This is a genomic window from Propionivibrio sp. (assembly GCF_029255185.1).
In the GTDB taxonomy this organism is placed as follows: domain Bacteria; phylum Pseudomonadota; class Gammaproteobacteria; order Burkholderiales; family Rhodocyclaceae; genus Propionivibrio.
Map to the genome: position 1 here is coordinate 25415 of NZ_JAPUVO010000124.1, position 21224 is coordinate 46638.

A 21224-nucleotide genomic window follows, 5' to 3' on the forward strand; every position below is an offset into this window, starting at 1 on the left:
GAAACCATGACACTGTCCCCTGCAGGAAAGGCGGCCGACCCTGGCTTGGCCTCCGTTGTCGACTTGTTCCGCGCCCGTGCGCAGGCGCAGCCCGATGGGCGCGCCTACACCTTTCTCGAGAATGGCGAAGTTGAAATGTCCGTCGTGACCTACGCTGAACTCGATCGGCAGTCCCGGGCGATCGCGGCGACCCTGCAACGAACGCTCGCTCCCGGCTCGCGAGCGCTTCTCCTCTACCCGCCGGGATTGGAATTCATAGCCGCATTCCTCGGTTGCCTTTATGCCGGCGTGCTGGCCGTGCCGGCTTATCCGCCACACCCGGCGCGCCTGGCGAGAACCCTTCCGCGTTTGTTGGCCATTGTGCGCAATACCGAGATTGGCGCCGTGCTTTGTATTGAGTCGATCGCCGCCACAGCATTGGCCATCCTGAAAGAAATTCCCGCCATGTCGCAGGTCGATGTTGTGCTGACGGACCGCATCGATCCGGCGCTTGCCGGTGCTTGGAGCGAACCGCCGCTTGGTCCCGACAGCCTGGCTTTCCTGCAGTACACCTCGGGATCGACCGCGGCGCCCAAAGGGGTGATGGTCAGCCACGGCAATCTGCTTCATAACCTCGCCTACCTCAATGAGTGCGAGGGCAACGGCGCGGACAGTTGCGGTGTGTCGTGGCTTCCCGCCTATCATGACATGGGTCTGATCGAGGGCATCCTGCTTCCGGCTTTTGGGCGTTATCCGGCCTACCTCATGTCGCCGGTGGCCTTTCTGCAGAAGCCGCTGCGTTGGCTGCAAGCCATTTCCCGTTATCAAGCGACCAATAGCGGCGGGCCGAATTTCGCTTACGACCTGTGCGTTCGCAAGATCACCGCCGAGCAGAGAGCGCAGCTGGATTTGAGCCGCTGGCGCGTCGCCTACAATGGCTCGGAACCGGTTCGCAACACGACCCTGGCAAGTTTTGCCGCGACTTTCGCCGAGTGCGGCTTCAGGAGCGAGAGCCATCGCCCGACCTACGGCCTTGCCGAAGCGACCCTGCTCGTTTCGACGAGTCCGCCGCGAAGCCGGCCAAAAATAATCACCGTCGACGCGGCCGAATTGGCGAACGACCGGCTGCTCGAGACCACTCAGACCGACCGTGCACCAATTTCATTGGTGGCTTGCGGAAGTCCCGACGTGGAAACCAAGGCAGTGATCGTCCATCCGCAGAAACTGACACGAATGCCGGAGGGGGAGATCGGCGAAATCTGGGTTGCCGGTCCCGGAGTCGCGCAGGGGTATTGGCAACGTCCGGAAGAAAGCGAACGGGTGTTCAAGGCGCGCATCGCCGATTCGGGCGCCGGGCCCTTCCTGCGCACCGGCGACGTCGGCTGCTTCTGGCGCAACGAGTTGTTCATCACCGGTCGCATCAAGGACACGATCATCATTCGCGGGCGCAAACTCTATCCGCAGGACATCGAGTTCACCGTAGAAAATATCCATTCCGCGATTCGTCCCGGTTGCTCGGCGGCATTTTCCGTCACCGCGACGGAGGAAGAACGCCTCGTCGTTGCGGCTGAAATTGATCATGGACTGGTGCGCAGAGTCGCCGACGAGCGGGCCAGGGATATCCAGGAGCTCATCGCTAACGTACGCGAAGCCATTGCCGAACAGCACGAGGTACAGGCCTATGCCGTCTTGCTCGTCGCGCCGGGCAGCATACCCAAGACTTCCAGCGGGAAATGCCAGCGTTTTGAATGCCGAAGCGGTTTCCAGCGCGGCACCCTGGAAACGGTCGCCCACTGGATCGGCACGTCCGAGCCGGCTGAGTGAACGAAGGAACCGATCCGTGCCGCCCATGCCGCCCACGCCGCCCGACTATTCGTGGTTATCCGAGACCGTTGCGCAGTGCCTCAAGGTGCCGGTCGGCACACTTGACGCCAAGGCGTCGCTGACACGCTATGGCATGGATTCGCTGGCCGCCGTCGAGATCGCCACCGCCATCGGCGCCGCTCTCGAGTGCGATATGCCCGACACCCTGCTGATCGATTGTCCGAGCATTGCAGCGCTCGAGCGCTATCTCGATCGCATGCAGGACAGCGGACAATCCGGCGCCGGCGAAGCGCTCTCCTTGCGCGATCAGATGCTCGCCGATTGCGTCTTGCCGGCCGCGATCGATCCGCGCGCGGCAGCGCCGGCGCCGGCCGTGCAGGCCATACTGCTCACCGGTGCGACCGGTTTTCTCGGTGCCCACGTCTTGACTGCCTTGTTGCAGGAGACAGAGGCCGTCGTTTTCTGCCTGACGCGCCCGTCAAGCGCTGGTGACGGCCGTGCGCGAATCCGCAAGGCACTGGCCGGGTATGACATTGGGGATGCGGCGTTCGATTCGCGCCTACGAATCGTCGACGGCGACCTGCAGGAACCCGCCTTGGGATTATCGGCACAAGCGTTCGATGATCTGGGTCGTGAAATCGACGCCATCTATCACTGCGCGGCCGCCGTTAATTGGACCTTCTCCTACGCTGGTTTGCGCGATACCAATGTTCTCGCCACCAGGGAACTCTTGCGCCTGGCCTGCACGCACAAACGCAAGGCATTCCATTTCGTTTCCAGCGCCGGGGTCTGTTTCTCGACCGCCGGGCCGCGCGAGATCGGCGAAGAGGATGACATGCTGCCTTTCCTGGACGGCATTCATCTCGGTTATGCGCAAAGCAAATGCGTGGCCGAAACCCTGGTGCGCCGCGCCAGCGAGCGCGGCCTGCCGGCCGCGATTTACCGTCCGACGCTGCTGACCGGCGCCGCGCAGTCCGGTATCTCGAACACCGGGGACATGCTCTCCCTGCTCATCAAGAGTTGCATCGAGATGCGCTGCGCACCGGATCTCGATTGGCTTCTTGATTGCTGCCCGGTGGACCATGCCGCGACCGCCATCGTCAAATTGTCTCGGGTCAGCGACGATTCGCTGCGCGTTTTCCACTTGGCGAATCCCGTTGCGCGCCATTGGCGCGAGAGCGTCCTGTGGATGAATCTTTACGGCTACCCCATACGCCTGGTCTCCTATCGTTCGTGGCTGGCCAAACTGGCGCTCGACGCCGAGTCGCCGGCGCATCCGCTCCATCTGCTTCGCTCATTCTTTCTCGCCCGGCGGGCGGGTGCTGACGATTTGACGCTGCCGCAATTGTATGAGGAAGGAAAGAAAAGCCGGTTCCGCTGCGAACAGACGAATTTGCTGCTCGCTGCCTTGTCGGTCCATTGCCCGTCGCTCAATGCGGCGCTGCTCGAGCGCTATTTCATGCGCTTCATCAGCCAACGCTTCCTTCCTGGGGCCGCCGGCGCCGACGCGCCGGCGGCGGTGGCCGTAGCGCTCGACGGCGAATTCTTCACCACCATTCTGCGGCGTTTCCATCGTGACGAAAGCATTCAGGTCGCCGAGGTTTGCGTACGCAACACGGTTTCGGAACACAGCATCATTTCCGAACTCACTTCGTGGAAATACGGCCATATGACCGGCTTGCGCCATTGTTCCGTGGCGACCGCCGGGGGGAACAGTGTGCTGCCGGCCCGCTTGGAACTGATGGTCAAGATGAAGCCGAAAGATGACGAAGCCATGGCGGTGGGCGAGAGCGTTGCCGCACTGTGCGGCGACGATTTGGGATTCGCGTTTTCGCGCTTCAAAGAGCGCGCTGGTCTCGCGCTGTGCCATCAGCGCGAACTCGCCATCTATGAGCAGCAGGATGAGCGCTTCGTGCGCCACGCGCCGGTCCTCTTTGGTAGCGTCAGTGACGATAGCCAGCGCGCCTGGATACTGGTGCTCGAAAAACTCGAGGGCATGTTGCTGATGGATAGCGCCGACGACATCAGCGGCTGGCATCGTGCGCCTATCGACGCTGCGGTGCGCGGCATCGCCGAGGTGCATGCGATCTGGTACCGGCGCGAGCCGGAACTCATGGCTGAAACGTGGCTGGGGCCGGTGTTTTCCGCCGCGGCGATGAGCGAAATGAAAACCCTGTGGGTCGCGCTGGCCAATCACTCCGAGCGCTATTTTGCCGCTGCCGCGGGGTGTTCGCTGCGCGCATTGCAACAGCGCCTGATTGTCGACCTCGACGCTTGGTGGCCGGCACTGGAAAACTTGCCGAGGACGCTGATACACAACGATTTCAACCCGCGCAATATCGCTTTGCGCGAGACGGTAGCGGGTTTACGCCTGTGCGCCTATGACTGGGAACTGGCGACGCTGGGCGTTCCCCAGCATGACCTTGCCGAGTTCTTGTGTTTCGTGCTGACGCCCGACGTCGAGAGCAGCGAGGTGCTCCATTTTCTAGAACTGCACCGATTGGGCTTGCAAGACGCCAGCGGGCAGGCCATCGATGCGCAATCGTGGCTGCTCGGTTTCAGGCTGTCGCTCTATGACTTGATCATCAACCGCTTCCCGATGTACGCGATGATACACAGGCTGCGCAAGCAAGGCTTCCTGCAACGCGTGGTCCGCACCTGGCGGACTTTGTACGAGTTATTCCCTTACCGATCGGACTAGAGCAATGGACGATTCAGCAGCGCGCTATTTTCATCCGAGCAATCTGTTGACCTATCTCGCGGTTCTCTGTGGGCTCGGTGCCCTGCTGGCGTCGCTCTGGTTAAGAAGCTGGCCGCTGGCCGGTGGACTGATCGCCTTGTGTGCGCTGGCCGATACCTTCGATGGCAAGTTCGCGCGGCGGTTTGCGCGTAGAGCCGAGCAGAGAGACTTCGGCGTTCAGCTCGACAGTCTGGCCGATGCGCTCAACTTCGGCCTGGTTCCGGTTACTTGCCTCGGGGCACTGCTCTCGTTCGCATCGGCGGCGATGAGCGCCACCTGGGCCGCGGCGGCTCTTGCTTATGTAATCAGCGCCATCACCCGCCTCGGCGCTTACAACCTGCAGCGCGAGCAGAGTAGCGGTTTTATCGGAGTACCGACGACGGTTGCCGGGCTGATCTGGTCCACGGCGTTCCTGGCGCAGCCTTCGGCAGTCCTGTCCGCGTTATTGCTTGCCCTATTGTCGTTGGCGATGGTGTCGCCTTTGCGAATTTCCCGGCCCACAGGGCTCGGCATGGCCGTCTTCGTGGCATGGCCGCTCGTGCTCCTTGTCCTGCACGCGGGGCGGTGGGCAATTTCTGTTCTGTAAATGGAGGATGAGTGATGATTGTCAATATCGAGGATTTGCGAATTCGCGCCCGGCAGCGGCTTCCGCGCATCGTGTTCGATTATCTGGACGGCGGCGCCGGCGATGAAATCACCGTTAAACGGAATCGTTCCGGCTTCGACGACTATGCGCTGCGACCGCGGGTGCTCACCAATGTTGCAGTGCGCAATTTGTCAACGACGGTTCTTGGCGAACGCATCGGTGTCCCGCTGGTACTCGCGCCAACCGGATTGATCGGCTTTATTCGTCCGCGCGCGGAACTGATGGCCGCGCGTGCCGCGGAAAAGCATGCCATTCCATTCACGCTGAGCTCGATGGCCACGTCTTCGATCGAGGACGTGGCCCAGGCGGCGAAAACGCCGCTCTGGTTCCAGATGTACATCTGGAAGGACCGTGGGCTGACGCGCGCTTTTGCCGAGCGCGCGCGCGGCGGGCTACCGCGCCCTGTGCCTGACGCTCGATGTTCAGGCTTTGGCCACGCGTGATCGGGACGAGCACAATGGCTTCTTTACCGTGCCTTCACGCATCACGCCGAAGGCGGTGCTTGGCCTGCTGGCGAAACCGCGCTGGTTGATGACGCTGCTGCGCGGACCGCTTCCGACTTTCGCCAACTGGGTCGATGTGCCCGGCGCCGGAAAAACACCGCAAGCCCTTGGTGCTTTCGCGACCGATCAGCTCGACCCGTCGGTCACCTGGAGCGACTTCGACTGGTTGCGATCGGTCTGGAACGGACCGCTGGTATTGAAGGGCATACTTACGCGCGAGGACGCACTGCTCGCTATCGACCATGGCGCCGATGCCATCGTAATATCAAATCACGGCGGTCGCCAACTCGATGGCGCGGCGGGGACGATTGAGGCCTTGCCGGAAGTCGTTGACGCCGTCGCTGGTCGTGCCGACGTGATCGTGGACGGCGGCGTGCGCCGGGGGCGTGACGTCATCAAAGCGCTGGCTTTGGGTGCCAAGGCTTGTATGATCGGCAGGCCTTACGTCTACGGGCTCGCCGCAATCGGCGAGCGCGGCGCTGAACTGGCGATTGAAATTCTCCGCAATGAAATAGACCAAACCCTTGCCCTGCTCGGTGTTTCGAGCATCGCTGCGCTTGACGAACAAGCTCTGCTTAGCCTGCGGCGAGCGCGGTGACGGCGACGCCGACAAGCCCGGTAAGGAATCTCACCGGGCTTGTTCGGTGATGCTATTTGCAATCGACGCGCCACCATTCGTTGCACCAAAACGTGCGACCTTCAAAAAACCCAAGTGGAGCCGGGCCAATACGTCAAGACGCTTTCCCGAATTTTTCCTTGGCTGGGCAAACTTGGTGCCCCCTTGGTGTCCCCCAAGGGGATTTCCTGCGGGGCATCTTGGTGCCTTGGTGGTTCGCTGTTTCGCGATGGCTAACGACTGGAGCAAGAACGTCAGGACTTGTTGGCCTTTTGGAATCGCTCGAGTTGCTCGTTGCCGCGTTTGACTGCGCCATCCAGGCCGTCCTTGGCTGATTTCTTGCCGGCCCAGACCTGTTCGAGTTCCTCGTCAATGATGGTGCGGATCTGCACGAAGTTACCCAGGCGGATGCCGCGCGACTTGTCTGTCGTCTTGCGGATCATCTGCGTCACCGCCACATCGGTGCCCGGGTTTTCCTTGTAGAAGCCGCTTTTCTCGGTCAGTTCGTAGGAGGCAATCGTCACTGGCAGATAGCCGGTACGCTGGTGGCTCTTGGCCGCCTCTTCGGCTCGCGACAGGAAGGCGAAGAACTGACCGACCCCTTTGTACTCGACTGGCTTCTTGCCGGTCATCACCCACAGGCTGGCGCCGCCGATCACGGTGTTTTGCGGCGCGCCCTCGACGTCCGGATAGTACGGCAGGGTCGAAATTCCCGAGGCGAACTTGGAGTTGCGTTTGATGCTGCCGTATAGCGCCGAGCTGCCAGTGGTCATCGCACACTCCCCTGACACAAAAGTCGCATCGGCTGCATTGCCGCGCCCCTTGTAAACGAACAGGCCCTGCTTCGACATATTGGCCAGATTCTCGATGTGGCGAACGTGCAGAGGCGTGTTGAAGGTCAGCCGTGCATCGATGCCGCGCATGCCATTGCCCTTGGTTGCGAACTCGACGTTGTGCCACGCAGAGAAGCTCTCCAGTTGCGTCCAACTGACCCAGCTCGTGGTGTACGGGCAGTTGTGGCCGCTGGCCTTGAGCTTGGCTGCCGCTTGCGTCACTTCGATCCAGGTCTTGGGAGGAAGCTCGGGATTGAGTCCGGCGGCCTTGAAAGCGTCCTTGTTGTAGTGCAGAACGGTTGTCGAGCTGTTGAACGGGAAGCTCAGCATCTGGCCGTTCGGCGCCGTGTAGTAACCAGACACAGCAGGCACATAGGCGGCCGGGTCAAACTTGACGCCGGCGTCGGCCATGATCTTGCCGACCGGAACAATGGCGCCCTTGCTGGCCATCATCGTCGCCGTACCCACTTCGAATACTTGCAGGATGTGCGGCGCATTGCCCGAACGATAGGCCGCAATCGCCGCCGTCATCGACTCGTCGTAGGACCCCTTGAAGGTCGGCACCACCTTGTATTCAGCCTGGCTGGCGTTGAAATCCCTGGCCAGATCATTGACCCACTCGCCCAAGGCGCCGGGCATGGAATGCCACCACTGGATTTCGGTCTGGGCCTGTGCGGACAGGGAAACGCAAGCAGCGAGGACAGCAGCAGCTAATCTCAGTCTCATGTGATCTCCTTGAGTGTGATTGGTTCGGCTTCAGAGCGTATCCATTCTACGCCAGCCACAGGGCTGACATGTTCTCCAGCGCAACTCAAAGATAGCGCTCGGCATCCGCAAAATTCATTCTCGGCTCAGGGAGCTCGGAACGTGCAACACGCGACAGCACGATTGCCCGTTGCAACGGTGGACTGCCAGATAGTTGCGCCAGCGAAAAAACAATATCAGAAGCGACATCGGTGCTTGATTCATCAAGCACGACGTTCATTGTACTAATCCGCAGCTTCTTTTGCTCGACGCGAACGTAGCGCTGTGGATGCTCGAGCACGTCTCGCAGCATTTCCAGCTCGGCATCCAGTGCTGACTGAGGGCTGCCTATCGCCTCCAACTGGCGTTCATTTTCCAGAAGCTGGGCTTCCAGTTTCAACTGCTCGCCTGAACTTTCTGGCGCCGATCCAAAGACCGAACCCAGACCAGGGCCCTGCTGCTGGAGCAGGCGCAGCCGGGCTCGGAGCAGTGCCCGGTTGTCTTCCAGTTCCCGACGCTCGGATCGTTCCTCGCCGATTTCCGAGAGCGCCTGTGCTACCAGGTATTCGTAAACCTGAGTACCCAGTAGACGGCGGACTTCGGCATCCTGGTGTCCGCAAATGCGCGCCTCGTGATCGGAAAAGCCGACAACGGTTTGCACCACATCACGCTGAATGAGCTCGCCCTGCATCGACATTCCGAGCACACGCTGTTCGGTGAAGCTCATGCCCAGAATGAAACAGGCCTCTTCAAGATCGGGATATTTATCGAACAGGGTACGCAGGTTAGGCGAACGAGTGAGCGTATGGGGAATGTCAGAAGCGGCGATAAAAAAAGCTCTGAGCACGGGATCGGAAGACCAGTTCGCTTCCGCAACCTTGATTGCCGGGGGCAAGGCCAGCACTAGCTCGCGCAAATAGCGAACACTGATGGCTACTGCCGGCGCCAAACGCTCCTGATACGCACGAACGAGTTTCAATCGCGGGTTGGTCAGCGTTACGGCTTTATCGATTGCCCGCAGCGTCATTTCATCGGAGTCAGATGAGTGACTATGCGGATCAAATTGCGAAGGGCGGTTCTTGAACCAGTCGAGAATACCCATGAGCTACTCCATACACACCACAGCGCGTGCAGGCATCAGGCAAATGGGTGGCGGCGGAGAATCGTCTCTGTACGTTCCGGCCCGGTTGATATGATGTCGATCGGTATTTCACACAAGGCTTCAATCCGCGCAAGATAGGCCCGGGCGGCCTCAGGCAAGGCTTCCTGCCGGGTCGCGCCGACGGTGGACTCGGTCCAGCCGGGCATGCTTTCAAGGATGGGTTCGCAATCAGCCACCTCGTCGGAACCCATCGGCAGCAGCTTGATCACCCTCCCGTTGAGCTGATAACCGGTGCAGATCTTCAGTTCGGTGAGGCCATCGAGCACATCAAGCTTGGTGATGCACAGGCCGGTGACGCCATTGATTTGAATCGAGCGCTTGAGCGCGGGAACATCAAACCATCCGCAGCGACGCTTGCGCCCGGTGACTGTGCCAAACTCGCGGCCCTTCTGCGACATTTGATGGCCGGGAACACCGGTGGTCTCGATATCGAGTTCGCTTGGAAAAGGTCCGCCGCCAACGCGCGTGCAATAGGCCTTGGTAATCCCCAGCACATAGTGCAGCATGCCCGGTCCGACGCCCGCACCTGCTGATGCCTGACCAGCGACGCAGTTCGACGACGTAACGAAGGGGTAAGTCCCGTGGTCGATGTCGAGCAAGGCTCCCTGTGCGCCTTCAAAAAGAAGGTTCTGACCGGCCTTGTTGGCCTCATGCAGCGCGGCAGAGACGTCAGCAACCATCGGCCTGATTATTTGCGCATCGGCCATCGCCTGCGCGAGAATGGTCTCGAAGTCGACGGCCTGCGCACCGAGGTACTTGGTCAGGACAAAATTATGGTAGTCGAGGTTTTCCTTGAGCTTCTCGGCAAAACGCGCTGGGTAGAAGAGGTCGTAAACACGCAGGGCGCGGCGCGCCACCTTGTCTTCATAGGTCGGCCCAATCCCCTTGCCGGTGGTGCCTATCCTGACATCAGCGGTCTTGGCCGACTCGCGGGCGCGATCGAGTGCCGAGTGGTAACCCAGGATAAGCGGGCAGCCCGGACTGATTTTCAAGCGCGAACGAACCTCGATGCCACCGGCCTCCAGTTCATCAATCTCGGAAAGCAGATGGTGGATATCCAGCACAACACCATTTCCGATATAGCAGTTGATTCCAGGGTGAACGATGCCCGAAGGCACCAGATTAAGTTTATAGACCTTCTCTCCAACAACAAGCGTATGCCCGGCGTTGTGGCCGCCCTGAAAACGCACGACGCCCTGAGCGTGATCGGTCAACCAGTCGACGATTTTACCCTTGCCCTCATCGCCCCACTGGGTACCAACTACTACGACGTTCTTAGCCATTTTTCCAATCAGTCCTTGGTAATTTCTTGAGTAATCCATTGCTCATTGCATTTGACCAGTTGGCGGTCGCAGGCAGGCCCTTCGCTGCCCGCTGTTCCCGGCAAAAGTTCGACGACGACCTCACCCAGTTCACGCAAGGCAGCGATACGTGCTGCCAGGGCGCCATCCGTCGCCGAATAGGGCGCCAGAATGGCGCCTGCCGGCGTGCTGCTGGCTGCCAGGCGGGCAACTTCGCGCAAATCCATCGAAAAACCAGTTGCCGGCCGGGAACGGCCAAAGTCTTTGCCAACGCCGTCGTAGCGCCCCCCTTGCGCAATGGCACTGGGGAAACCGGGGTAGTAGGCGGCGAAAACAACACCGTTGTGGTAGTGATAACCGCGCAGATCAGCCAGATCGAATGACAGTGGCAATTCCGGCATGGCCGTTTGCAAGTAGCGCATCGTAGCCAGGGCCGAAGAGATTTCGGGCAGCCCGGGCAATTCTCGGACGGCGGTTTCCAGGATATCAACGCCACCGTAGAGTTCAGGCAAACGCAGGAAGGCGGACCGATAGGGCTCGGCCACCTTGGCGCAGCATTCGTGCAAACTCGGAATATCCTTGAGCTGCAAGAGTTGCAGAATCCTTGCCTCAGTCTCTGTGTCAAGAGCGGCGGCAGCGGCCAGGGCGCGGAACACCCCGACATGTCCAATATCAATGCGTGAAGGGGGGGTGCCAGCGGTCTTGAGTGCTGCCGCCAGCAGTCGAATCGCTTCCAGATCGGCCTCAACGCCAGCGAAACCATACAGTTCCGCACCCAGTTGAATTGGCTCCCGGCTGGCCGCCAGAGAGGCCGGCAGCGTATGCAGAACGCTATCGCAATAGCACAGGCGCGTCACACCCTGCCGGTTGAGTAAATGCGCATCGATGCGTGCGACCTGAGGCGTCATGTCGGCGCGCAAACCGAGCGTGCGCCCGGAAAGCTGGTCGACCAGCTTGAAAGTGCGCAGCGTAAGATCAGACCCCGAGCCGGTGAGCAGGGAGTCCAGGTATTCCAGCAGCGGCGGCATGACAAGTTCATAACCATGGACGCGAAAAAGATCAAGCACCGCGCGGCGAAGACGCTCTATCTGGGCCGCTTCATGCGGCAGCGCATCAGCAATGTATGCGGGCAGTAGCCAGTTCATCTAAAAACCATCAACAGGAATAGGCCGACCAGCATCGAAGTCAGGCCAATAAAACGAATCTGTCCATCCGAGAGCTGAATCAGACGACGAAAGGTTTCACGCCAGACGGCTGGCGCGAGAAAAGGAACCAGGCCTTCGAGCACCAGCATCAGCGCGAAAGCAATGAGCAGGCCGGTGCTCATTTACCCGATTTTTCGCTGCCTCGACCGACACTCTTCATGTACTTGAAAAAGTCGGAGTTGGGCTCGACAACAATGATGTCGTTCTTGCTCTTGAAGCTGTTGCGATAGGCTTCGAGGCTACGGTAAAAGGCATAGAACTCGGGATTCTGGTTGAAAGCCTGGGCATAGGTGGCGGTCGCCTTGGCATCGCCCTCGCCCTTCATTTTTTGCGCTTCGCGATAGGCTTCGGCGACGATCACTTCGCGCTGCTTGTCCGCATCCGCACGGATTTTCTCGGCTTCGGCAGAACCCTCCGAGCGTAGTTCATTGGCTACCCGTTTACGCTCGGCTTCCATACGACGGTAGACCGATTCGCTGACTTCGGTTGGCAGATCAACACGCTTCACCCGAACATCAACAATTTGAACACCGATCTTGCGCGCATCGAGATCAGCCTTTTCACGCATCTGCTCCATGATCTTGTCGCGCTCACCGGAAACCACGTCATGAACGGTTCGCTTGCCAAACTCCTCGCGCAAACCGGCATTGACCGTTTGCGACAGACGCGTTTTGGCCCGCATCTCATCACCGGCAACCGAAACATAATAAAGCTTGGGGTCGACAATCTTCCATTTGACAAAGGAATCAACCAGCACATTCTTCTTTTCCGAAGTAATGAAACGCTCCGGCTCAGACGTGTCGAGGGTAAGAATCCGCTTGTCGAAGTAGCGAACGTTCTGGATCATCGGCCACTTGAAGTACAGCCCCGGGTCGGCGATGACTTCACGCACTTCCCCGAGCTGGAAGACAATGGCAAACTGCCGCTGATCGACCGTAAAAATTGATGTGCCAAGAACGGCCAGAACTGCCGCAACAACGGCGGCTGTGAAATTCAAACCGGCTTTCATTATCGTGCCTCCCGATCACGTGAGCGCAAGGCGTCACGCGACCGCGCTTCGGTTTTATCCACCACCTGCGGCGGGGTGTCATTGGATACCACGGTTCCTGAACGAACCTGCGCCGGCATCTCGGCGCTACTGCCAACGCTATCAGGTGGCATCAACGCTCCTCCGGCGGCATGCATCAGTTTGTCGAGCGGCAGATAGAGCAGATTACCCTGGCCCTTGGCATCGACCATCACCTTGCTGGTGCTGGAATAGACCTGCTGCATGGTTTCCAGATACATGCGACTGCGCGTCACCTCCGGCGCCTTGGCGTATTCAGCCTGGATCTGCCTGAAGCGACTGGCATCGCCCTCGGCCGTGGCAATCAGACGCTGCTTGTAACCGTCCGCTTCCTGCATCAGACGGGCGGCCGTACCTCTGGCTTTCGGAACCACGTCATTGGCATAGGCCTGGCCTTCGTTCTTCTGGCGCTCGCGATCCTGCCCCGATTTTACGGCATCATCAAAGGCTGCCTGGACCTGCTCGGGGGGTTGTGCATTCTGCATCGTCACCTTGGAAATCAGGATGCCGGTCTTGTAGCGATCAAGAATCTCCTGCATGAGGTTAGACGCCTTGACCGCGATTTGCTCGCGCCCCTCGTAGAGAACGAAGTCCATCTTGCTCTTGCCAACGATTTCGCGAATTGCCGTTTCGGCGACCTGCATCACCGCTTCGTCTGGGGTTCGATTGTTGAAGATGTAGTCAACAGGATCCTTGAGGATGTACTGGACGGCGAACTGGATGTTGATGATGTTTTCGTCATCGGTGAGCATCAGCGCTTCCTTGAGCACCTTATTCTTCTCGCTGCCGCGATAACCGACTTCGATCGTGCGCACGCCGGAAATATTGACCAGCTCATGCGACTGGATCGGATAGGGTAAGCGCCAGCGCAAACCGGACTCCGTGCTTTCCTTATACTTGCCAAACTGCAAGACAAGGCCACGCTGCGAGGCATCGACAATGTAAAAACCACTGGCCAGCCAGACGATCAGCACAATACCGACCAGCAGGCCGATGCCGCCGCCAAGAAACTTGGGGTTGAACTCGACCGGCGGGCGATTACCACCGCCACCACCGCCATCGCCGCTAGCACCGCCCTTCTTGTCAAACAGGCCTGACAGGCGACGATTCAGATCGCGCCACAATTCTTCGAGGTCGGGCGGCCCCTGATTCGGCCGCTTGCCGCCACCATTGCCCCACTGAGGATCGTTAAGCGACATGAGTAATCCAATACTTGAAATCATAGAGAGATGCCTGGGTCCGAAATAATATCAGGGTTGAGCGAAGCGTCACCGGCCATCGGCCGAGTACGTGAAGCGCCAAGTTTATCAAGTGCAATCTCGGCCAGCGCCTCGCGCAGCAAGGGCAAACCATCACCACATTTCGCACTGACTCGAACACGGATGATTCTATCATACTCATCCCGTTCGACGACCGACGGCAGCCCGCTCAGATCCTGCTTGTTCAACACAATCAGTTGCCGAACCTCACTGGCGCCGATTTGCCCGAGAACTTTATCGACTTCGGCAACCTGAGCCTCACGGGCAGGACTGGCTGAATCAACAATATGCAACAGAAGATCAGCCTGTGCGGTGGCCTCCAGCGTCGCGTGAAAAGCCGCCACCAGTTCGTGCGGCAGATCGCGGATAAAGCCGACCGTGTCGGAAATGACGATATTCCCGGCTTCGCCCAACCAGAGCTTGCGCGAGGTGGTGTCGAGCGTGGCAAACAGTTGATTGGCAGCATAGGCGCCGGCATGGGTCAGCGCATTGAAAAGCGTTGATTTACCAGCATTGGTGTAGCCGACGAGCGATACGTTCAAAACCTCGCCGCGCCCGCGTGACTTGCGTTGCACGCCGCGCTGACGTTCCAGTCGGCCCAGCCGCTCCTTGAGTTGCTTGACCCGTTTGCCGAGCAGACGGCGATCGGTTTCGAGCTGGGTTTCGCCCGGGCCACGCAGCCCGATGCCGCCTTTTTGACGCTCCAGATGGGTCCAGCCACGAACCAGTCGAGTCGCGAGATGACCCAGTTGCGCCAGTTCGACCTGTAGCTTCCCCTCCGAGCTCTGCGCCCGTTGGGCAAAGATATCAAGGATCAGGCTGGTCCGGTCAATAACCCGGCACTGCAACGTACGCTCCAGATTGCGCTCCTGGGCGGGCGACAAGGCGTGATTAAAAACGACAAGATTGGCGCCATGCGCGGCAACTTCGGCAGCCACTTCCTGCACCTTGCCCTTGCCGGCGAAAGTCGCCGGATCAGGGCTCTGTCGCCGCCCATGAATCACTGAGCAAACGACAGCGCCGGCCGATTCGGTGAGCAGGCGCACCTCTTCGAGTTGCTCGGCAATATCGTTGTAGCCAAAATCGAGCTGAACGACGACCGCACGTTCACCAGCGGCGGGGCGTTCAAGCATTGAGGCGTTTTACGTAATGAGGGAACAAAGGTTTGGGCTATCGAGACAGCCTGCCATTGAAGTGTCAGACGTCGTCGCTGCCTTCCTGCTGGACACTGACCGGACGCGAAGGCACCACCGTCGATATGGCATGTTTGTAGACCATCTGGGTAACAGTATTCTTGAGCAGCACGACGTATTGGTCGAATGATTCAACCTGCCCCTGCAATTTGATGCCATTGACCAGATAGATGGAGACCGGCACATGCTCGCGACGCAGCACATTGAGAAACGGGTCTTGTAAGAGTTGCCCTTTATTGCTCATGGTTAGAACTCCATGTTTCGTTGTTGGTATGAGGCCGGCTAGCTTAATTGATTTCAAGTATGTTTGCCATACAAACCCGAATCGATCACCTGGGCCTCGGCTTGGCTTTTGAGGCCGCTCCAGGATCGGGTTTGACTGGTCCTCTGGTTTTTGGTTTCGGTTTTTCTTCGGCTTTGGGTCTACGTCGGTTCTGTTCAGCCGGTTTGCGATCGGCAAAGGGGTTTGTTGATACATTGAACTGGATGCGTAGCGGTGTTCCCTGTAGCTTGAATACCTCGCGGAAAACATGCTCCAGGTAGCGACGATACGAATCGGACACCTTGTCCAGTGCATTGCCGTGAATAACGATGACCGGCGGGTTGCGTCCCCCCTGGTGGGCGTAGCGCAGCTTGGGGCGGAAAATTCCGTTGCGCGGAGGTGACTGTTTTGCCACGGCGTCGATCAGCGTGCGCGTCAATTGCGGCGTCGACAGATTGGCTGTTGCCGCCTTGTAGGCGGCATCGACCGAACGGAAAACGTGTTCCAGGCCCTGCCCCTTGAGCGCCGAGACATAGTGGAAGTTGGCAAAATCAAGAAACTTCAGCTTGGCTTCAAGATCACCCTTGAGTTGGTCCCGAACGTAGGGATCAAGGCCATCCCACTTGTTGACCGCAACCACCAGGGCACGACCCGATTCAACGACGAATCCGGCAATATGGGCGTCCTGGTCGGAAATATCCTGCTGGGCATCAAGCACAAGAATCACCACGTGGGCATCCTCGATCGATTGCAGGGTCTTGATCACCGAGAACTTCTCGACGGTTTCGAAAACCTTGCCCTTGCGCCGCAAACCCGCTGTATCGATCAGCGTGTAGTGTTTTCCGGCGCGTTCGAAATCGACGTAGATGGCGTCACGGGTTGTTCCCGGCTGATCGAAGGCAATGACCCGCTCTTCTCCGAGTACGGCATTGATCATTGTGCTTTTGCCGACGTTTGGACGCCCGACGATCGCCACCTTCAGAACATCGTTTTCGCTGTCGTTTTCTTCCGGTTCGGGATAGGGTTCGAGCGCCAGTTCGATGACCCCGCGCACCCCTTCACCATGGGTTGCTGAAATGGCGCAGGGCTCCCCCAGGCCAAGCTCATGAAAATCGGCGATGACAATGCCCTGATTCATGCCTTCGGCCTTGTTGACCGCGACAAACACCGGTCGCGCCGCCTTGCGCAGCTTGTTGGCGATGTCCTTGTCGAGGGCGGTAATCCCGGTTCGGCCATCAACGACGAAAATGATCGCGTCGGCTTCGGCAATGGCCTGCTCGGTCTGCCGCGCCATCTCGTGCATGATGCCGTCTTTGGCGAGCGGCTCGAAACCTCCGGTATCAACGACCAGATAGGGCTTGCTGCCGAGCTTTCCGTGGCCGTAATGACGATCACGGGTGAGGCCCGGAATATCGGCAACTAGCGCGTCACGCGTCTTGGTCAGGCGGTTGAAAAGCGTTGATTTTCCTACGTTCGGACGGCCGACAATGACGATGCTTGGTTTCATTGCGCCTCTATGGCGTAAACACCGCCGTTGCTTGTTTGCACCAGCAAACCACTGCCCAGCGCCTGCAAGGGCGCAACAACCGGACTCCCGTCGGTCGTCAGGCGAGCAACAAAGGAGCCGTCGTCTCGACTCAAAAAATGCACCACACCCTGAGCATCGGCTACGGCGATCAGGCCACGGCGCGCCAGGGGAGCAGTAACACGTCGCTGGAAAAGTTTGTCCTGCTTCCAGATACTGGCGCCGCTGGCCATGTCGAGTGCATGCACCGAGCCTTTGTCGTCGGTCACGTAAAGGTAGCGCGCATCAATGGTCAGCCCAACGGCGCTGGACAGATCGCGCGCCCAGTTGAGGTTGCCGTTGCCCAGATCAAAGCAGGCAACGCGCCCTTGAAAGGCCACGGCGCAGATGGTACGCCCGGAAATAACCGGGACACTGGTGATATCCGCCACGCGGTCAAGCTCGGTCGACCCTTTGGGCAAGGCCACCGTACCCTCCCACAAGACCGCACCATTGGCCGTACTGACCGCAATCAGCTTGCCGCCGGGGAAACCGGCGAAAACAAATTTTCCATCGATGACCGGGCCGGCGGTAACGCGCAGGGAAAGCGCTGGTGTCGGACGTTGATAGATCCATTTGCGCTTGCCGTCGAGCGCATCGTAGGCAGCCAGTCGGTTGTCGCCGCTGCGTACAACGACAAGGCCGCCACCCAGAGCAGGTGAAGAAAGAATCTCGCTGCTGGCCCTGACTTTCCACAAAAGTTTCCCGTCGGCGCTGGAAAATGCCAGCAGATCACCTTTCGGCGAACCGACCACGACCATGCTGTCATCAGCGCCGACGCCACCGGAAAGCGTCTGTCCAACATTGATTTTCCAGACCAGCTTGCCGTCGTCGATGCGCAGCAGAGTGCCATTATTGCCAGCGGCATAGACCGAGGAACCAACTACGGCTGGGACAAAGGTATAAACATCGCTCTTGCCGACGCTTTCACGCCACAGGACACGCGCTTCCGCCGTCGCCTTGATTGCTTGCAGCTCGGCCATTTTCGGCCCGCTGCTGGTGAAGGGATTCATCGACTCAAGCGTCGAGCAAGCGGCCAGCGCCAGCGTTGTTGACAGCAAAGCGGCAGCGAGGCCCTTGGTCATTACTTGCTCCCGCCCAGCGCATCGAGTTTCTGCTGCAACAGTTCGCGATAGACGGCATTGGACTGGCCTTGCCAGCTCTGCGCCAAATTCCTGCCCTTGCTGTTCGCGTCATCAAGCCTGGCCAGCGCGCCCTGATAGGCGGCCAGCGCTTCGGCGCTCTTGCCCTGGGCGCTCAATATATCGCCGCGGTTATCGGCAAAGCGTGCTTCAAAACCGGGACTGACCGTGCCCTCGAGTTGCTGTAAGGCCTGAACGAAATCCTTTTCATCGAGCAGCACGGCAGCCAGACGCAAGCGCGCCACATCGCGCAGTTCGTCCCTGCCATGCTCGATGACCCACAGCAGTTGCAGTTTGGCGGTTTTTACGTCACCGGCGTCAATCATCGCTTTGGCCGTCGTCAATGCGCCCAGCGCGGCGTAGCTCGTACTGCCAAATTTTTCGAGCAATTCGCCACTGGCCGCCTTGGTGCGTTGCGAATCTTTGTCCACAACTGCTTTCTGCAGGACGTTATAGACCAGCGAAGCCTGCGCTGCCTGGTTGCGCTGATACCAGCTCCACCCCTGCCAGGCGATAACGACCAGCGCGACGGCCGTAAGCATGTTGATCAATAGATTGCCGTGCTGCTTCCACCACGTCTTGATTTCGGCGAGTTGTTCCTGTTCTTCGAGGTCATAGGTTGCCATTACGCATCTTCCCAATCCAAAAATAAATTCATTATTTCGTCGGCGACATGATCGACGCTGACTCTTTTCTGTTCACGCTTTTGTTCGTTCTGCTTCTCACCATTAGCACGCAAAGGCTTGAGCGTGACTTCGCCGGCATTCGCCTCATCGTCGCCGATGATCACGGCAAAGCTTGCTCCCGAGGCATCGGCCTTTTTCATTTGTGACTTGAAGCTGCCACCACCGCAGTGGAACAGCACATCAATACCCTGATCACGCAAACCCTCGGCAACCCGGGGCGCCAGACGCGAAGCGGCTTCGCCCTGATGCACGAGATAGACGTCGATCCCTTCAAGCACCGGTTCGCCGCCCGCTTCCTGAATCAGCGTCAGCAAGCGCTCGACGCCCATGGCAAAACCGCAGGCCGGCGTCGGCTTGCCGCCAAGCTGTTCGACCAAACCATCGTAACGCCCGCCGGCGCAGACCGTACCTTGTGCGCCGAGACGGTCGGTCACCCACTCGAAGACGGTGAGATTGTAATAGTCAAGCCCGCGGACCAGGCGGGGATTGATCTCGTAGGGCAGACCGGCATCACGCAGAACCTGCTGCACCCCTTCGAAATGCGCAAGGGACTCGCTGCCCAGGTAATCAATCAGCCTGGGCGCAGCAACAATCATCTCCTGCATGGTCGGGTTCTTGCTGTCGAGTATGCGCAATGGATTGGTGTAAAGACGGCGCTTTGCCTCCTCGTCAAGCAGATCGACATCGTGCTCGAAATAGCGGATCAGTTCGAGCCGATGCCTGGCCCGCTCATCCGCCTGGCCCAGGGTATTTAACTGCAATTTTATTCCGTCAAGGCCCAAATCATCCCAGAGGCGGGCGCCCATCAGGATCTGCTCGGCATCAATGTCGGGACCAGCAAAACCAAAGGACTCGACACCGACCTGATTGAACTGGCGATAGCGCCCTTTCTGCGGCCGCTCGTGACGGAACATCTGCCCCATGTAATAAAGCCGTTGCGGCTGCTGCACCGCCAACTTGTGCTGAATTAGCGCTCGCACACAACCGGCCGTTCCTTCCGGACGCAGGGTGAGCGGTTCTCCGTTCAGGCTGTCAATAAAGGAATACATCTCCTTCTCGACGATGTCGGTCACTTCGCCGATGGCGCGCTTGAAGAGCGGCGTCGGCTCAACGATAGGCAAGCGGATCGGCCGGTAGCCGTAGCTCTTGAGCCACGAACGGACTGTTTCTTCAAAGACTTCCCAGAACTCGGCTGCGCCCGGCAGGATGTCGTTCATCCCGCGCACGGACTGGATATGTTGGCTCACGTTGCAAACTTTCTCCGGTAGTTCCGGGCCACGTAACGGTCCACGATGGCGGTAAATTCTTCGGCGATGTGCTCACCGCGCAAGGTAACGGTCTTGGAGCCATCTTCGAAGACTGGCGCTGCCGGCACTTCGCCCGTACCGGGAAGACTGATGCCAATGTTGGCATGCTTGCTCTCGCCTGGGCCGTTGACGATGCAACCCATGATCGCCAACGTCATATTTTCGACGCCATCGTACTCGACGCGCCACTGCGGCATCTTGCTGCGCACATGCTCCTGGATTGAATGCGCCAGTTCCTGAAAGAAGGTGCTGGTGGTGCGGCCACAGCCCGGGCACGCCGCAACCATCGGCGTGAACGCGCGCAGCCCCAGTGTTTGCAGCATCTCCTGCGCGACAATGACTTCCTGCGTCCGCTTGCCGCCGGGTTCGGGAGTCAGTGAAACGCGAATGGTGTCGCCAATGCCTTCCTGCAACAACACCGCCATGGCGGCCGTCGAGGCGACAATCCCTTTTGATCCCATCCCTGCCTCGGTCAGGCCAAGATGCAGCGGGTAGTCCGATCGCCGGGACAACTCGCGGTAAATGGCGATCAGATCCTGGACGCCGGAAACCTTGCACGAAAGTATGATGCGATCGCCGGACAGGCCCAGTTCCTCGGCCTTGGCGGCCGATTCGAGGGCCGAAGTCACCATCGCCTCACGCATGACTTCAGTGGCATCTTTCGGCTCGGCTCGGCTGGCGTTTTCATCCATGATGCGCGCCAGCAGATCCTGATCGAGACTGCCCCAGTTAACACCGATGCGCACCGGCTTGTCGTACTTGCAGGCAATCTCGATCATCTGCGCGAACTGCTCGTCGCGCTTCCTGCCGTGACCGACATTGCCCGGGTTGATACGATATTTGGCCAGCCCCTGTGCGCATTCAGGATGGTCAGCCAGCAAACGATGACCGTTGTAGTGAAAGTCGCCGATCAAAGGCACATCGACACCCATGGTGTGAAGATGCGCCAGGATTTTCGGCACGGCCGCCGCCGCTTCCGGCGTATTGACCGTGATGCGCACCAGTTCTGATCCGGCACGCGCAAGTTCGGCGCATTGAATGGCGGTTTTGAGCACATCAACGGTATCGGTGTTGGTCATCGACTGGACGACCACTGGCGAATCGCCTCCCACCGTTACGGCGCCGATGCGAACGGTGCGCGTCGGCCGACGCAGGGACGAACGATTGTTCACGGATTGCTCACGGAATCTCG

General features: G+C 59.2%; 17 protein-coding genes and 1 pseudogene. 4 read left to right on the plus strand and 14 right to left on the minus strand.

Annotation, left to right across the window (positions count from 1 at the left end):
• Positions 1–6: 6 nt before the first annotated feature.
• From Q1J43_RS11960 to Q1J43_RS11975, 4 genes and pseudogenes are all read left to right on the plus strand, one after another.
• Positions 7–1803, plus strand: coding sequence for a fatty acyl-AMP ligase (locus tag Q1J43_RS11960; RefSeq protein ID WP_301102723.1), 1797 nt, complete (start codon positions 7–9; stop codon positions 1801–1803).
• A gap of 25 nt (positions 1804–1828) precedes the next feature.
• Positions 1829–4504: a thioester reductase domain-containing protein gene (locus tag Q1J43_RS11965; protein ID WP_301102793.1), complete on the plus strand. Its 2676-nt coding sequence runs from the start codon at positions 1829–1831 to the stop codon at positions 4502–4504.
• Between the two features lie 4 nt (positions 4505–4508).
• Positions 4509–5129 carry a CDP-alcohol phosphatidyltransferase family protein gene (locus tag Q1J43_RS11970; RefSeq protein WP_301102724.1) on the plus strand — a complete coding sequence of 207 codons (621 nt, stop codon included), beginning with the start codon at positions 4509–4511 and terminating at the stop codon, positions 5127–5129.
• Between the two features lie 14 nt (positions 5130–5143).
• Positions 5144–6290: pseudogene (locus Q1J43_RS11975) on the plus strand (alpha-hydroxy acid oxidase).
• A 272-nt stretch (positions 6291–6562) separates the two neighbouring features.
• On the opposite strand, the gene ugpB reads toward Q1J43_RS11975, so the two are convergent.
• The 14 genes from ugpB to ispG form a co-directional block, all read right to left on the minus strand.
• On the minus strand, positions 6563–7867 hold the full coding sequence (gene ugpB, locus Q1J43_RS11980; RefSeq protein WP_301102725.1) for a sn-glycerol-3-phosphate ABC transporter substrate-binding protein UgpB: 1305 nt from the start codon (positions 7865–7867) through the stop codon (positions 6563–6565).
• Between the two features lie 85 nt (positions 7868–7952).
• Positions 7953–8987 (minus strand): hypothetical protein, encoded by a 1035-nt coding sequence (locus tag Q1J43_RS11985; RefSeq protein WP_301102726.1) that lies wholly within the window; start codon positions 8985–8987, stop codon positions 7953–7955.
• Between the two features lie 35 nt (positions 8988–9022).
• Positions 9023–10330 carry an adenylosuccinate synthase gene (locus Q1J43_RS11990; protein WP_301102727.1) on the minus strand — a complete coding sequence of 436 codons (1308 nt, stop codon included), beginning with the start codon at positions 10328–10330 and terminating at the stop codon, positions 9023–9025.
• 8 nt (positions 10331–10338) lie between these two features.
• Positions 10339–11493 (minus strand): ATP phosphoribosyltransferase regulatory subunit, encoded by a 1155-nt coding sequence (locus Q1J43_RS11995; protein ID WP_301102728.1) that lies wholly within the window; start codon positions 11491–11493, stop codon positions 10339–10341.
• Positions 11490–11675 (minus strand): DUF2065 domain-containing protein, encoded by a 186-nt coding sequence (locus tag Q1J43_RS12000; RefSeq protein ID WP_301102729.1) that lies wholly within the window; start codon positions 11673–11675, stop codon positions 11490–11492. The genes Q1J43_RS11995 and Q1J43_RS12000 overlap by 4 nt, the downstream gene beginning before the upstream one ends.
• Positions 11672–12562 carry a protease modulator HflC gene (gene hflC / locus Q1J43_RS12005; protein WP_301102730.1) on the minus strand — a complete coding sequence of 297 codons (891 nt, stop codon included), beginning with the start codon at positions 12560–12562 and terminating at the stop codon, positions 11672–11674. Before hflC ends, Q1J43_RS12000 begins: the two co-directional genes overlap by 4 nt.
• The gene (gene hflK, locus Q1J43_RS12010; RefSeq protein WP_301102731.1) at positions 12562–13818 is read right to left on the minus strand and encodes an FtsH protease activity modulator HflK; all 1257 of its coding nucleotides are present in this window, start codon (positions 13816–13818) and stop codon (positions 12562–12564) included. The genes hflC and hflK overlap by 1 nt, the downstream gene beginning before the upstream one ends.
• 20 nt (positions 13819–13838) lie before the next feature.
• Positions 13839–15011 (minus strand): ribosome rescue GTPase HflX, encoded by a 1173-nt coding sequence (gene hflX / locus Q1J43_RS12015; protein WP_301102732.1) that lies wholly within the window; start codon positions 15009–15011, stop codon positions 13839–13841.
• 64 nt (positions 15012–15075) lie between these two features.
• Positions 15076–15315 carry an RNA chaperone Hfq gene (hfq, locus tag Q1J43_RS12020; protein WP_301102733.1) on the minus strand — a complete coding sequence of 80 codons (240 nt, stop codon included), beginning with the start codon at positions 15313–15315 and terminating at the stop codon, positions 15076–15078.
• An 85-nt stretch (positions 15316–15400) separates the two neighbouring features.
• On the minus strand, positions 15401–16840 hold the full coding sequence (gene der, locus Q1J43_RS12025; RefSeq protein WP_301102734.1) for a ribosome biogenesis GTPase Der: 1440 nt from the start codon (positions 16838–16840) through the stop codon (positions 15401–15403).
• On the minus strand, positions 16837–17982 hold the full coding sequence (gene bamB, locus Q1J43_RS12030) for an outer membrane protein assembly factor BamB (protein ID WP_301102735.1): 1146 nt from the start codon (positions 17980–17982) through the stop codon (positions 16837–16839). Before bamB ends, der begins: the two co-directional genes overlap by 4 nt.
• Positions 17982–18665, minus strand: coding sequence for a tetratricopeptide repeat protein (locus tag Q1J43_RS12035; protein WP_301102736.1), 684 nt, complete (start codon positions 18663–18665; stop codon positions 17982–17984). The genes bamB and Q1J43_RS12035 overlap by 1 nt, the downstream gene beginning before the upstream one ends.
• Complete coding sequence (gene hisS, locus Q1J43_RS12040) at positions 18665–19972, minus strand: histidine--tRNA ligase (RefSeq protein ID WP_301102737.1); 1308 nt, start codon at positions 19970–19972, stop codon at positions 18665–18667. The genes Q1J43_RS12035 and hisS overlap by 1 nt, the downstream gene beginning before the upstream one ends.
• Positions 19969–21204 (minus strand): flavodoxin-dependent (E)-4-hydroxy-3-methylbut-2-enyl-diphosphate synthase, encoded by a 1236-nt coding sequence (ispG, locus tag Q1J43_RS12045; protein ID WP_301102738.1) that lies wholly within the window; start codon positions 21202–21204, stop codon positions 19969–19971. The genes hisS and ispG overlap by 4 nt, the downstream gene beginning before the upstream one ends.
• Positions 21205–21224 lie beyond the last annotated feature (20 nt).